Here is a 14,717-nt window from a genome sequence, read left to right on the forward strand (position 1 = left end):
ACTATCACCCTTTTCTTACAAATCTTCGTGTGCACGTGCCCATTTTTCGTAGCGCGCGTCTAACAAATCAATTAAATGAAGCATCCACGCCTCTGTCGTCATCGGTAATACACTCGAACCCCACTCACGTTTCCCGTGATGCGATAAGATCATATGCCAAATGCGGTGATGGACGTCAATCGGCAGACGAACATCTGCACGACGTAGCGTTTCTTCGAATAGCAGTCCACCATACGGCATATGTCCGATCAACGTTCCTAGCGGATTGATGGAAATCCCTGTCGTCTCACTCGTGCCATCGACAGGCGAAAGTTTTTCAAAACGGTTTGGACTCGATAACAGGTGACTGTATTCATATATTTTTCCGATGTCATGGAAGAGGATCCCTAGCGCAAGCTCATCCCAATTCAGCGGTTCCTTCCGCTCTGCCATCGCTTCACATGCCGCATATAATGATTCGAACGTACCTTTATAGGCTTGTTCGATTTTAACACCGTTCATCGTATTCCAAAGGTCGACTTTATGCAACTGCTCGGCTTCTTTGATCACACGGAACACCATTGCCAAATAGTCATCCTGTTCTTGAATCCGATATCCGAGACGCAACATGCAGACGGTATGCTTCAGCAATCCTCCTGCGTAATTGTGATGGTGATAAAGAGCTGCAGGCGATAGTACAAAGTCATCCCAGACGAAATCAAGGAGTCCGTATGCAATCTGTTGATAGGTCGGTGACAACTTATCGATTAAACTGAACAACTCATCTGCAAACTGTTCCATCGTCTCATCACTCGGTAACCCTGGGAGTAAAGAAATCGCCTCATCTTTTGAAATCGGTTGGACACGATCGATTGTAATCGACTTTGCACCATCCGGTTTTGGATAGACATCGATTTTCCCGGACAATTCGATGACACCCGATTCATAGATTGGAAGTAGTTCACTCTCATTTCCACGTAGCCAATGCTTCGCACGCATCATTCCGTTCGCTGTCGTGACACTTAACTGTAGCCATTTCGCCCCGCTTTTCCCTTCTCTCACTTCGACCGTGCTAACGAGCGCTTTCGTCTGAACAGGAGCCCCGTCTGGTAACTGATCTAATCGTTCTTTCGATTTTTCAATTTGCGGTATTTGAAATCTTTCACGGTTCGTCGATGAACCTGTGACCGAATCAATTTGTTGATAATAGTTCATGAACATTCCCTCCTCGCATCTTCTGACATTGTATCGCGTTTCCGCTCATTAGGCGAACATACTTTCTAGTAGGGTCATGATTTCACATTCATTATATTGAAAGCGCTTACGATTATTGGTACGATAAAGATAGTTCTACAAAGGGGGAAACGATAATGATTTCATTAATCGATACGTATGAGCGTTTCATCGCCTCGGGGGAAGCGACACGTTATGCACAAGAGCAACAATCCATTGAACATATTCTACAAGCGTCCAGTTGTCCGATAGAGGTTAAGGACTTAGAACAGTCACTCACTCATCTTTCCGGTAATCCATATGCAAAAGATGAGTCACTCGATAAAATCGTCGAACACGAGATGAAAGGTGCCATGGCCGCTCTCGAGCTATCTGGTTACCCACTCCAGACGCCACTTGCAAAAGCGGTCATCCTATCTGCTTTCACACGTACGAACCGCCTTAACATTGATAAGTTGAAAGAGCTGAGCCATGCCGACCTTCTAGTCCGGATTCAATCGGCAGAACGGGCATGGAAACGCACATATACATTGTTACACCGTTCGACCCCGTCACAGATTTGTGGCCAAATGGATTCGCTCCTTGGTGGATGTGCCATCCAGCGCGTCCTAGATGCAATCAAACAGCCCGGTACGTCAAAAACAGCATAAAAAAGGAGCGGTCCCCGGGCCGCTCCTTTTTTATGCTTATCCTTCTGTTACTTCGACTGCATCTGGCTCGTATAACGTGACGTTACGTGCAGGTGAGAATGTTGAGATCGCATGCTTGTAAATCAATTGTTGACGACCTTCCGATTCGACGATGACAGTAAAGTTATCAAATGATTTGATGACACCTCGAATTTGAAACCCGCTCACTAAAAAGACGGTCGTTGGCACCATTTCTTTTCGGAGTTGATTCAAAAAATGGTCTTGGATGTTGTAGCTCGCTTTCATGCTGGATTCCCCCTAGTCTTTATCTCTTTAAAATAATCGGAATTTTCGAAAAAACCCCTCTACATCATCATAAATATATTTATATGATAGTTCAAATGATTTTCGCCCCATATCCACCCAAATTCCATCAAATTGATGACGGAACCACGTCAACTGACGCTTTGCGAACTGTCTCGTATGCTGTTTCAACAAGTCTGTCGCACGGTCTTTCGAAATATCTCCCTCAACATAAGGAATGATTTCCTTATATCCGATGGCTCGCATCGCCTGAGTATCTCGATATCCTTTCGCCATTAAACTCTCTACTTCCTCAACAAGTCCTGCTTCCATCATCGCATCAACCCGCTGATTGATTCGGTCATAAAGAAGTTCTCGGTCAGCATGGAGGACGAATAATCGGTAATCATAATGTTCGGACGGCGCGCTGTCTGTCGTCTGCGCATCGCCTTGCATCGCCACTTCGAGCGCACGCACGACGCGACGGACGTTATTCGGGTGAATCGTAGCCGCACGTTCCGGGTCAAGGTGGACCAACTTTTGATGTAACGCCTCACGTCCCTCGACTTCTGCTAACCGTTCGAGATCAGCCCGCAACGCCTCATCCACAGGTCGTTCCACAAATTCATAGTCATATAAAATCGAACGAATGTACAAACCTGTTCCGCCGACGATAATCGGTAGTTTGCCACGGGCATAAATATCATCAATGGCAGCACGTGCCAACTGTTGAAAAGTTGCGACACTCATTGCGTCATCCGGGTCACAAATATCAATCAAATGGTGCGGGATTCCTTCGGCTTCTTCTTTCGTTACTTTTGCCGAACCGATGTCCATGCCCCGGTATACTTGAACCGAGTCACCTGAGACAATCTCGCCGTCGAACGCTTTCGCTAGTTCAATACCCGTCTTTGTTTTCCCAACAGCAGTTGGTCCGACGATGACGACGACAGGTGTTTTTTTCATACCTCTCACTCCTCAATTAAAAACCCGTCTCCTCACGAGACGGGCCATCAAATTCTTCTTTTTATTCTATCATCAAATACGACGGCAAACAGCATCCAACCACATAAAAGTAATCCGAGTAATAACACGAGTCCATCACTCATCTGCTTTCGCCTCCTTTAGCTTCCTCATTCCCACTTTTCACATTTTAGACACAAAATAGATGAGAAAAAAGCACACTCATGAAGAGTGCCAGTCAAAGTATATGAAGAAACCACTAATCAATTCTTACCTTCTGAACCAATCCCAAAAATGGGCACCTTGCGCGACAATCAAATAGTCAAACCAACGTTTAAAGCACATCGGAAGTTTTTCAATGTCATCTTGATAAGTCAAAAATTCTCCGACCCAAATGTAGTTTTCATGTTCGTTGACGACCTCACAGACAATCCATTCCCCATCCATACCGGTGCCGACGGGGATGAACTGCTCAGGACATTCCCATATTTCTCGATACTCGTTGATTTCTTCCACACTAAAAAGTTGGATCCCCCCACCGTATGTCGGATGGACAAATAGCTGTGCGCCGTTATGCATGTTCAAAACGTGTATCATGGCTTCTGGTGTTCTTTTTGGCAATCGTTTGATTTCAAGTTCTGTCGCAGGCTGATTGAAGGAAAATCGTAACGTGTCAACATCCCCTTCTTCCCTTTGTACTTTCAATTGATTGTCTGCAAGTCGACTTTTCAATGCTTCTAAGGCGATCAATCCACGGCCCCCTTTCTACGCAACATTTTCTGTTGAATGTAGTATATACCAAACCATTTCAATTTATACAAAAAGGTCATCCGATGCGATAATACCTCACCAGATGACCTCATATGTGTTTCTAGATACTCAAGCCACTTCTACGGCCTGTTTCGTTCGTTTGACGGAGACGATAAAGTATAGAATCGCCGTACCGCTCGCTGCCCACCAAATCATGTCATACAAGCCGTTCATGAGTCCGGCCATCCCGATCATCGCCGGGACAATCAGCGTCAACCACGACAATACGAGAGCGACACGTGCTGTGATGGCCTCATTCGGTCTGCCAAGTCCCATTCCGAAAAAGAAGAGTCCCCATAAGAGTGACCAGAAGAACCATGTCAATGCACCCATTGGATCGGCTACAGCGATTGCCATCACCCCATAAAAAGCAGCTGCAATCGAGACGAATAACGAGAACCAGCCGACGCCGCGTCCGTCTAAATTCAAAATAAACGTCACACCGACATATAAATAAGTGAACGCGAACAGATAGATGCTCGCAAGACCGAATTGTTCTTCAGGACTTGCGCCAATCAGTAACCACGTTGCGATAAACGTTTGCAAGATTCCCGTGAATAAACTGAATACACCGGCACTCTTCATATCGACCTTCCCGAGAAGGACGAGACTATTTAAAAATAGCGCGACGCCACCAAATAATAAACTTACGTTACCCACTCTCATTACCCCTTTTGTACAGATGTCTGACCTCTATTCTACTGTATCACTTTAGCTTGAATTCGCTTTCAGTGCAAGGGGATTTTTGATTGTTCACGAGAACGTCATCCGTTACTCATTTTCAAGCATCTGAATCGCTTCATCGATGCGTTCTTGCTCTTCATCTGAAAAAGTTGGATATTGTGGGTCGATTTGCTCGAGGACATCAATCATGACGGATGAAATGATATAACGACTGTACCACTCGTCGTCTGCCGGCAAGATATACCACGGTGAAACGTCCGTTGATGTGTGTGTGATCATCTCTTCAAAGATTTTTTGATAATCATCCCAATATTGCCGTTCTTCCACATCGCTGAACGAAAACTCCCAATTCTTCTTCGGGTCTTTCAGTCGTTCTAACAAACGATCACGTTGTTTATCTTTTGACACATTGAAAAAGAACTTGATGACTTCAAACCCGTTCTCTTTCAAGTACAATTCGTAATCGTTGATTTGACGATATCGCATTTTCCACACTTTTTCTTGATCCTCTTCATCCGGAAGTACTTCGTCCCCTAACAAGTCATGGACACGAGGAGCAATCACTTCTTCGTAATGAGACCGATTCAAAATGCCAACTTGACCTCTTTCCGGTAACAGGTCGTGCATTCGCCATAGATAGTCATGCTTCTTCTCTGTATCGGAAGGTTTCTGAAACGCATTCGTCTTTAACCCTTGAGCATTCAAGTTTGAAAAAATGTAGCTGATTGCCTCGTCTTTCCCACCTGCATCAAGTGCCTGTAACACGACGACGATTCCGGTCTTGCTCTCGGCGTATAGTCTCCAATGTAACTCTTTCAATCGTTCTACACTGTCTGGAATCAGTTCATCGGTCAATGTCGAATCATCGGGTTTATCTTTCACATGGGTAGAGAAATCACTCAACTGAATTTCCTTGTTCGGTACGGCCATATATTCTTTTAGATTCATGTTATTTCCCCTTTTCAGTCATCATTTCAATTTGATTTACCCTAAATCGACACAAAAAATCCCTTCCGAAATATTTCGGAAGAGATTTCACGTTTAGATTTTTAGTTGATTCCAACAGCATCAAACGATTTCGCAGCCGATACCGCTTGTGGGCTAGTTGCACCGTAAAGATCTTTCGCCGATTGAACGACCGCTTGGCGAAGGCTTGAGAAGTTAGATGTTGGCGTCAAGTAAACATTGAGCGCACGGTAGTAGATATCGCCCATTTCCATGACTCCGATCCCTTGAACAGACACACCGTAGTGTGATCCGCCGCTAGCTAAAAGGTATGCCGCTTTATTCACGATTCCAGAGTTGATGTGCACACCACCATTATCTTGTGTACCTGTGTAACGTTTCGAGTAGTGGTCTGGGTCTCCGTTTGCTGCCGGGTTTGCCATCGAACGAAGGCCGTCTCCCGCTACTCCAGGTGTGTAGATGTCCTCCCCTACCAACCAGTCGAAGTCTGTACCAACACTGTACTCGGCAACTGTACCAAAGATATCCGATACCGCCTCGTTAATTGCGCCAGACTCGTTCTGATAGATCAATCCTGCTGTATACTCCGTGACTGCGTGAGTCAATTCGTGGGCAACAACGTCAAGTGCCCCAGAGAGGTATGTGAATGTCTGACCATCTCCATCACCGTATACCATCTTGCTACCATCCCAGAACGCGTTGTTGTAGCTACGGCTATAGTGAACCGTCGAGTTGAGAGCTGCACCAGCGTTATCATAGCTGTTACGTCCATACGTGTTCTTATAGAAGTCATACGTTTTCGTTGCGTTGACGTGTGCCGAGACTGCTGCACGGTCGTATGTCGTGTTCAAGATGTTATCGACATCAGCCCAAAGTGAACCTGGAAGGCGTGTACGGTTTCCAGCATCGTACGTATAGATTCCTTTTCCACGTGTCGAATCTTGTAAGTAGTAGTATGAACCACTCTTCGTTGTCTTGAACGTCTGACTAGATCCAAGAACATCGATCCCTGTTCCTGTGTATGTAGTTCCTGTCACACCGTTCGTCGGTTTTGCGTGTGCTAACTGATCGAATTTATTAAGAACTTCTCCTGTTCCAGCATCAATGAAGTATGTCCAACGTGACGGCTCTTCGGCATCTAAAATCGTTCCGGTCACTTGATACGCGTAGACCGACTTGTCTCCATTTGGATAGACGATCAATTCCGCTTCAGGTTCGAGTTCGTAAGCACCTTTATGTCCGACAAGCGCTTTGTAGCTTGCGATGGCTTTCTTCTCGCTCAATTTGATTGATTTATGTAGATTCTTTACTGATTTTGCATCATCTACGACCGTTTTCAATTGTCCGGCTTCATCAACGACACCTACAACGACACCACCGAATACCGGAACACCGTCTACCGTCTGTTGTAACTTGACGACTTTACCAAGTTTGTCTGATTTCGACTCGATCGTTTTGAATTCACCTTTTGCTTTCACGAACTCTTTGACGATTGTCGTCGGAGCACTTTCAGATGGTTTCGTCAACGTGCCTGACTTCAATTCTGCCGCCCCGACCAATTGTGGTACGAGTAGGACACCTGCGATTAATGATGTAGATACAACTTTTTTCATGTGTTTGCCTCCTTTGTGATGATTCTTACTTTACACAGTTTCCCACAAACAATGTATCCAACTTTTTAATTATTTTGACAATTCTAAATATTGAGTCATAAGCACTATTTAGTTCTTATTAATAATCATTTAGCCACTAAAAAAAGTGCCACCCAGGAGGGTAGCACTATAGACATTAATATACATCTTTTTGCGTAAAGTGATAAAACGCGTACGCGAGAGCGGCCATCGACCAAATGAGAATGACGACTAGAGAAAACGGTAGAGTCATCCCTTCAATCGGTGGAGCTTGTCCTTCCAAGTAGGTATGAAGGCCGAAGTTGACGTTCACCAAGTACTTCGAGCTATCCCAATTTGATCCAAGCGACGTCAAAAGCGGTCCTGAAATGAGGACGGCCATCATAATCCCGATTCCGGTCGCCGTATTTTTCACCAATACCGAGATCATAAGTGAGATTGTACCGACGGCAGCTACAACAAGCCATGAGAGTCCCATCGACATGAGCAAGTATTCCCACATCGGCAAGGTGTGGACGAAATCGGTTGAGAAAGTTCCAGTCGGTGAAGCTTGGAAGCCTGTCAGGATTGGAGCTGCCCAACCATCCCACCCGAGAACAATTCCGGATATGGCGTAACTGACGACGGCGGTTACAAATATTAAAATTGACGTATACAAAAGTGTCGTCAACCATTTAGCAAGCAAAATTTTATAACGCCGTACCGGTCGGGACAGTAGCGTCTTGATTGTCCCGTCGTTATGCTCCCCACTGACGATATCTGCCATCAAGACGATGATAAAGAGTGGTAGTACGAGCGTCGTCCCTTGCGAGAAGAAGACACGCATAAACGTTGGAGCGCCTGGATAGTTCGGGTTGATATCATTATCTAAATAGTATTGATTCTGCTGCACTTGAAACTCAAGGATTTGTCTAAACTCATCTTGGACGTTCGCAGAAGCGAGTCGGTTTTGTGTATCGATAATCTCTTGCTGAAGATCGACACGCCAATCGATCGTCCCTTGCTCTTCACGTTGCTTCTCGATTTGACGATAGTTCGCGTATGTGAACATCGAGACAAGGACAATCAAGATGATCGAGACGACCATCAACCTGCGTTTTCGATGAATTTTCAATACTTCATTACGTATGAGTCCGAGTAAAGATGGATTAGGCAATGTGATCACCGCCTGTCAATGTAATGAAGAGATCCTCTAACGTTTGTACACGACGTTCGAGTCCGAACACGTCGACATCTCTCTCCATTAGATATCGATTCAATTTTGCTGTTTCCTCAACGTTCATTGATATTCGAATCGTTCGCTCATCGATCACGTCCGCTTGATCGATCCCTTCATAACCTTGAACGATTGGTAACACTTCAAAACTATTGGCGACATGCAAGTCGACCGTCGATGCGAGTTCTTCAATCAAAGCATCGACCGTCCCCACTTTGACAATCTTCCCGCGCGACATGATCGCGACTCGATCCGCTAACAATTCAATCTCCGCTAAGATGTGACTCGACACGAGAACACTCAGCCCCGTTTCTTCGACAAGTCTACGAATGAAAAGTCGTAAATCTCGAATCCCCATCGGATCAAGTCCGTTCGTCGGTTCGTCTAAAATAAGGACGCGTGGATTGTTCAATAATGCCTGTGCGATACCGAGCCGTTGACGCATCCCGAGCGAGTACGTCTTCACTTTATCGTCAATTCGAGCGGTTAAATCGACGAGGTCGATTACTTCTTGAATCCGTTTGTCATCCACGCCAGGCAACATCCGCGCGAACGCTTCTAAGTTCTCACGTCCGGATAAAAATTTGTAAAGTTCCGGGTTCTCAACAATCGCGCCGATTTGATTCATCGCTTGAACGAATTGCTTGTCGACGCGATAGCCACAAATCGAAACACTTCCTTTCGTCGGTTTAATCAATCCGACAATCATTCGAATCGTCGTTGTTTTCCCGGCCCCGTTCGGTCCCAAAAATCCGAAAACCTCCCCTGGATTGACTTCTAACGAAATATTATCGATGATTGTCTTTTTTCCAATCACTTTTGTCAGTTGATGTAACTTTAACGTCGGTTCCATTGTCTCACCTCTTTCTTTATTCTATCGGACAAAATTGAATCTGTCCTATTCGAACATTCACATAGGGCACATCGTCACATTTTTGATATGATGTCTGTATAGAAAGCGAGGTCAGCCCATGAAACATTCGAAATGGTATGCATTTTTAAGTGGCGCCGTACTTTTGACCGGAATCGCCATATATGGTCTTTGGATTGGTTATCAAGATATCGTCAATCCGCCAGAACGAACACTTTCCGTCTCTGAAGACGAACGTCCTGAGCCAGAAGGAGACATCTATGTCGCCCTCGGCGATTCGTTGACTCGCGGTGTCGGCTCGACGTCAGGCGCGGGATATGTACAACCTGTTAGTACAGTACTAGAAGAAGATGGGGTCCGTACACAAAATTTAGCTGTGTCTGGGGCACGTACTGAGGATTTACTTGCTCAACTTGAGCAGCCCGAAGTACGTCGGACAATTGAAAACGCACGATATATCACGTTGACGATCGGCGGAAACGATTTGTTCAACCGTGGGGAAAACGTCGACAACTTTGAATCTGTCGATATTCAACAAGTGGTCACGGATGCAAAGACAAACCTCGAAACGATTTTTTCTGAGATTCGTGCGCTGAACGACTCAGCTACGATTGTCTACATCGGCCTATACAACCCGTTTCAAAATGATGAGAACGGACAAGCGTTCAATCAGCTCATCCTCGATTGGAACGCCTCTGCGAAGCAATTAGCGAATGCGCAAAATATTGATGTGATTGACCCGTTCGCCTATATCTCTGATTTATCACGTGATCTCGCGACCGACCAATTCCATCCGAGTGACCGTACGTATGAAAAATTCGCGAATGATGTCCTTTTCGTCCTCGAATAAACAAAATCCTCGTCAGCTTGACGAGGATTTTTTACTTCTCATATCGAACAATCCACTGTTCCCCTTGTTTCATGAGACTAGTCCCGAACCAACCGGTTTGGAGTAACTCAACTTGTTTCATCCGTTCTTCCATTGGCACATCCATCACTTCTGATGTGGGTTGCCATGAACGATGAAGCTCTTTATAAAAGATATATCTGAGTTTCCCGCCATACTTTTCTTTCAATGCCCCGATTCGAAGTCCAAGCGTGAACTTGTCTTTCATACTTGGAATATTGAACGGTGCGACCGTCGCACAGACGACATCAAATCGGTCATCCACTTCAACTTGTGACATCAATAGTTTGCCCAAGTGCGTCTGCAACCCATATCCCCGGAAATCTGGATGAACATTCGTCACTTCCTGATAAAGGACACGTTCAAGCGAAACCTCCGGCCAGCCAATATCTCGTCCTAAATGTTCGTCGTCAATCGGCGGGATCAGCATGGCACGGAATGCGATCAGTCGCCCTTCAGCCGTTGCCCCAATCAACGTCTGATCCGCCAACAGCTTTGTGAATTCTTCAATTGATAATGATTGATAGTGCTCCGGTTCAGCCAAAGCTTGAATCACTGCCTCTTGAATCGACAACAACTCAGGTAAGTCTGACAACGTCAGAACATGCACTTGAAGCGGAAGACCTTTGATCTCACCTTGCCACATGTGAATCTTCTCCAATCACATATGAATCGATCGTCAGTTCACGCAATAAGTCCTCATCAACATCGATGCCGAGACCAGGACGGTCGTTCAATGAGATGATTGGCAAATCATATGTTAAGTTCCCGACATCCTTCCCGAAGCGGAGCGGTCCTGTCAATTCCACCGTTTTTACAATCTTACTAGAAAAGGCGACATGGAATCCCGCACTCGACGCAATCGAAGATTCGACCATTGAGCCGATTTGGCATTCAATCCCTGACATCTCCGCCATATGGACCAACTTCTTCGCCGGATAGATGCCACCGCATTTCATCAGCTTGATGTTCGCTTTATGGGCTACTTGCATCATCGTCAACCGTCTCATATCGTGAATGTCTTTCAGACCTTCATCAATCATGAGTGGCACCGAAATTTTTTGTTTCACTTCGAACATGCCTTCAAAATCATCCGCCTTGACCGGTTGTTCAACCCAATCGATTCCGTATGGTTCGAGTAGACGCATGGCTTGGACCGTGTTGGCCGCATTGACCCACCCTTGATTGACGTCGACCCGAATCGGAACATTTGGTCCAACGGCTTCTCTCACGGCTTTGACACGTGCAACGTCCGTTTGTACGTCGACCCCGACTTTCATCTTCACGGCCGTATAGCCCTGTTTGATTTGATCAAGAGCCTCTTGTGCCATGTGATCCGGTTCCCCGATACTTAAGACGTGTGTGACCGGGAACGACTCATGGTACCGACCGCCAATCCATTCGTAAATCGGTTGTTTCAGTTTCTTTCCGATCAAATCGTGACAGGCGATATCGAGCGCTGCTTTTGCGGCGGGAACACCTTTTATCGCGAGGTCCATCTCGTCATGAATCCGCTCCAAATGCATCGGATTTTTCCCGATCAATAAAGGTGCCAATAGATGACGGAGGACACTCACCGTACTTTCAGCTGACTCTCCCGTCACGTGTTCATCCGCTACCGCTTCCCCATAGCCAATCAGTCCGCAAGACGTGGTCATTTTGACGATGACAGATGGCATATCGTCATAACGATGATAACTCACGATAAATGGAACTTTTAGTGGGAATCGAACTGAGAAAATTTCAATGCTTTGAATGTTCAATTTCATCACTCCTTTACTTCGTCTACGCTTTCCTCTATATTGTCGTTATATAGTCGTTAAATTGCAAGGGGGATTTTGTGATGTCCATCCATATCGCCGTCGTCGGCTCACCAGCTTTTATTCAACATATTGTAAGAGGTTCTTCTTTACCCGATGTCCGGATTGAAGGGTTTCCTTATGATGACCCACGCGAAGCGAGAGACATCGCCCATCAATTACACTTTTTTGACGGTGTTTTCTTCTCCGGTTCATTTCCGTATTCGTACGCGATGGAGAAGGTGAACCTCCCGTATGCTCATCATGTCGTTCAAGATGATGTCGTCCTATTGACTTCACTCTTATATATGACGTTGACGCAACACGTCCAACTTGAACATCTATCGATTGACCTCGTCGACACGTCACGACTTGAATCAATGTTAGAGCCATTCCCCACTCGTATCTCGCAATCTCAAGTGAAACAGCTTCATCCAAACATGAATTTCGAGGACTTGATTGCCTTTCATAAACAACTTCAAGAAAACAAGAGGACACGATTCGCTTTGACGAGTGTCGAGCAGGTCCATCGTCGATTAGTAAGTGACGGCTATCAGAGTCAACTCATGATTGAACCACAAGAGAGGATTCTTCACCATTTTAATGATTTTCTTCAACAGATTCGATTGCAAAAATCAGATCAGTCACAATTTGCTATTCTTCACTATTCGAATTCGGGTGAAGAAACGTTAGCACACGTGACGGACCAACAGTTCTTCGGTGGCAAGTTGTTGCAATCGAATGAAGAGGGGGTCACAATCTTGTCGAATAAAGGCAAAATTGAGACCGCTATTTCAAATGGTGTTGTTTTACCGGATCTCTCGTCTGTTCATGTTGGCATCGGATATGGTTCAGACTATCAGCGTGCTCTCGACCATGCACGACTCGCGCTTTATGCAGAAAGTGAACGTCTGATGCGCATCGTCGATGATTCGAAGCGACTGATGTTCTCGGATCAACCATCACCCATTCATTTTCGTGTCACGCAAACACGAGTTTACGACATGATGAAACAGACCGGTATGAGTCCGACCAATATCGAAAAACTCATCCACTTCTCACAAAATCAACTTGAGTTCACGGCTAAAGAGTTGACCGATTACTTACATGTCACCCGTCGCACGACAGAGCGACTCATCAAAAAATTGGTTGATACAAAACTCGTTCATCCGATTGGCGAAGAGATGAGCTACAGCCAAGGTCGTCCGCGCACCGTCTATAAATTTCAATTCCCGGTCGATTGACGACCGGGAATTGTTTTATTGGGCTGCTTGCTTCACAACTGACTCTTCATGCTGAATGACGGCCATGCGCTCGATTGTGAATCCCGTAAAGGCGTACAGAATCGAAATGACCGGTACGATAAAGTTTAAGACGGCGTACGGCGCATATTCGAATGCCCCGACCCCGAGCGTACCAAGAATGAATACCCCACACGTATTCCACGGGATGAACACCGATGTCAATGTTCCACCGTCCTCAAGTGCGCGAGATAAGTTTTTTGATTGTAATCCCATTTTTTCATAGGCCCCTGCAAACATACGCGACGGGACGACAATCGAGATATACTGCTCCGAACAGGTCGCATTTGTCGCAATCCCAGCCAAAATTGTTGAAGCAATCAACGATCCTGCCGTTTTTGCCAACTTCAGGATTTGATTCATGATCGATTGAAGCATACCTGAATATTCTAAAATTCCACCGAACGTCATCGCAACGATTGTCATGGAGACCGTGTACATCATCGCATCAAGACCGCCCCGACTAAAGAGGTTATCGACCAATTCATTACCCGTATCAATGACATAGCCACTTTGAAGAGCACCTACGCTGTCTGAAAGTGACCCGCCTTGGATGAATACTTGAGCCAAGAAACCGAGTGCAATCCCGACAACGAGTGCTGGAATCGTAGGTACTTTTTTCGCGACGAGCAAAATGACAGCGAGCGGCACGACGAGTAACCACGGAGAGATGACAAAACTATCTTCAAGAATGTTAAGCGTCTGTGTGATCTCTGAAGAGTCCGTCGTCGAATCTGCAAACCGTCTACCAAGCCAAGCGTATACCCCTAGCGCGATGATGAGTCCTGGAATGGTCGTATATAACATGTGTCGGATATGTACGAATAGATTTGTATGAGTCAGTCCTGCCGCCAAGTTTGTCGTATCTGACAATGGTGACATCTTGTCCCCGAAATATGCACCAGAGATGACGGCTCCCGCAACCATCGGAGCTGGTATCCCCATACTCAGTCCGATCCCCATCCCTGCTACACCGATCGTTCCCATCGTCGACCATGAACTCCCAATCGAGAGCGCGACGACCGCACAGATGAGGCAAATAGTTAACAAAAAGTATGCCGGCGAGATAATCTTCAGTCCGAAATAGATCATCGTGGCAACGATTCCCCCACCAATCCAAGCACCGATTGTCAATCCGACCAAAATAATGATGACGACTGCCGGTAAGGCGAGACGAATCCCTTTATACATCATCTCTTCAATCTCTTTCCATTTGAACCCATGACGCCAGGCTACGAGCGAAGCGACCGCAGTCCCGACGATGAGCGGGATGTGTGGTCCTTGTCCGAGCTTGACGATTGAGATGAGCATGACAACAATCATCACACCAAGTGGTAAGAGCGCCCACCCTAGCTTCATGTCTTGCTTGTTCCCCGTTTTTTCCATCTAACTTCCTCCCCTATAGCGAAAATTCAGAATTGTCGT

The 14,717-nt window shown here is 45.8% G+C and carries 15 protein-coding genes; 3 read left to right on the forward strand and 12 right to left on the reverse strand.

All coding sequences use genetic code 11. From position 1 onward, the window contains the following. Positions 1-15: 15 nt before the first annotated feature. Entirely contained in the window at positions 16-1,194 is a 1,179-nt protein-coding gene (locus AC5LIL_RS07890; RefSeq protein WP_499823810.1) for an HD domain-containing protein, read from the reverse strand. Between the two features lie 155 nt (positions 1,195-1,349). Here AC5LIL_RS07890 and AC5LIL_RS07895 point away from each other — a divergent pair, with 155 nt between their 5' ends. Continuing rightward, complete coding sequence (locus tag AC5LIL_RS07895) at positions 1,350-1,862, forward strand: hypothetical protein (protein WP_499823811.1); 513 nt, start codon at positions 1,350-1,352, stop codon at positions 1,860-1,862. Positions 1,863-1,898: 36 nt separating this feature from the next. On the opposite strand, the gene hfq is transcribed toward AC5LIL_RS07895, so the two are convergent. The 8 genes from hfq to AC5LIL_RS07935 form a co-directional block, all read right to left on the reverse strand. Continuing rightward, the gene (gene hfq / locus AC5LIL_RS07900) at positions 1,899-2,147 is read right to left on the reverse strand and encodes an RNA chaperone Hfq (RefSeq protein WP_012726185.1); all 249 of its coding nucleotides are present in this window, start codon (positions 2,145-2,147) and stop codon (positions 1,899-1,901) included. A 27-nt stretch (positions 2,148-2,174) separates the two neighbouring features. After that, positions 2,175-3,110, reverse strand: a complete 936-nt coding sequence (miaA, locus tag AC5LIL_RS07905) for a tRNA (adenosine(37)-N6)-dimethylallyltransferase MiaA (protein ID WP_499823812.1) — start codon at positions 3,108-3,110, stop codon at positions 2,175-2,177. Positions 3,111-3,377: 267 nt separating this feature from the next. Continuing rightward, the gene (locus AC5LIL_RS07910) at positions 3,378-3,857 is read right to left on the reverse strand and encodes an SMI1/KNR4 family protein (RefSeq protein ID WP_499823813.1); all 480 of its coding nucleotides are present in this window, start codon (positions 3,855-3,857) and stop codon (positions 3,378-3,380) included. A 129-nt stretch (positions 3,858-3,986) separates the two neighbouring features. Next, positions 3,987-4,577 carry an AmiS/UreI family transporter gene (locus AC5LIL_RS07915; RefSeq protein ID WP_499823814.1) on the reverse strand — a complete coding sequence of 197 codons (591 nt, stop codon included), beginning with the start codon at positions 4,575-4,577 and terminating at the stop codon, positions 3,987-3,989. A gap of 111 nt (positions 4,578-4,688) precedes the next feature. Further along, positions 4,689-5,549, reverse strand: coding sequence for a PPK2 family polyphosphate kinase (locus AC5LIL_RS07920; RefSeq protein WP_499823815.1), 861 nt, complete (start codon positions 5,547-5,549; stop codon positions 4,689-4,691). Between the two features lie 101 nt (positions 5,550-5,650). After that, positions 5,651-7,180 carry a M4 family metallopeptidase gene (locus AC5LIL_RS07925; RefSeq protein ID WP_499823816.1) on the reverse strand — a complete coding sequence of 510 codons (1,530 nt, stop codon included), beginning with the start codon at positions 7,178-7,180 and terminating at the stop codon, positions 5,651-5,653. A 175-nt stretch (positions 7,181-7,355) separates the two neighbouring features. Then, positions 7,356-8,354 carry an ABC transporter permease gene (locus AC5LIL_RS07930; RefSeq protein WP_214783496.1) on the reverse strand — a complete coding sequence of 333 codons (999 nt, stop codon included), beginning with the start codon at positions 8,352-8,354 and terminating at the stop codon, positions 7,356-7,358. After that, entirely contained in the window at positions 8,347-9,267 is a 921-nt protein-coding gene (locus AC5LIL_RS07935) for an ABC transporter ATP-binding protein (protein ID WP_214783499.1), read from the reverse strand. The genes AC5LIL_RS07930 and AC5LIL_RS07935 overlap by 8 nt, the downstream gene beginning before the upstream one ends. A gap of 118 nt (positions 9,268-9,385) precedes the next feature. On the opposite strand from AC5LIL_RS07935, the gene AC5LIL_RS07940 reads away from it, so the two are divergent. Further along, positions 9,386-10,135, forward strand: coding sequence for a GDSL-type esterase/lipase family protein (locus AC5LIL_RS07940; RefSeq protein WP_214745256.1), 750 nt, complete (start codon positions 9,386-9,388; stop codon positions 10,133-10,135). 31 nt (positions 10,136-10,166) lie between these two features. On the opposite strand, the gene AC5LIL_RS07945 is transcribed toward AC5LIL_RS07940, so the two are convergent. Both AC5LIL_RS07945 and AC5LIL_RS07950 read right to left on the reverse strand, forming a co-directional pair. Then, a complete protein-coding gene (locus AC5LIL_RS07945) occupies positions 10,167-10,838 on the reverse strand; it encodes a GNAT family N-acetyltransferase (RefSeq protein ID WP_499823817.1) in 672 nt (223 codons plus the stop codon). Continuing rightward, positions 10,825-11,955 (reverse strand): mandelate racemase/muconate lactonizing enzyme family protein, encoded by a 1,131-nt coding sequence (locus AC5LIL_RS07950; RefSeq protein WP_499823818.1) that lies wholly within the window; start codon positions 11,953-11,955, stop codon positions 10,825-10,827. The genes AC5LIL_RS07945 and AC5LIL_RS07950 overlap by 14 nt, the downstream gene beginning before the upstream one ends. An 80-nt stretch (positions 11,956-12,035) precedes the next feature. Here AC5LIL_RS07950 and AC5LIL_RS07955 point away from each other — a divergent pair, with 80 nt between their 5' ends. Next, positions 12,036-13,235 (forward strand): hypothetical protein, encoded by a 1,200-nt coding sequence (locus AC5LIL_RS07955; protein WP_499823819.1) that lies wholly within the window; start codon positions 12,036-12,038, stop codon positions 13,233-13,235. A gap of 15 nt (positions 13,236-13,250) precedes the next feature. On the opposite strand, the gene nhaC is transcribed toward AC5LIL_RS07955, so the two are convergent. Next, a complete protein-coding gene (gene nhaC / locus AC5LIL_RS07960) occupies positions 13,251-14,678 on the reverse strand; it encodes a Na+/H+ antiporter NhaC (protein ID WP_499823820.1) in 1,428 nt (475 codons plus the stop codon). Between the last annotated feature and the right edge of the window lie 39 nt (positions 14,679-14,717).

It is taken from the genome of Exiguobacterium sp. RM11 (assembly GCF_059821525.1).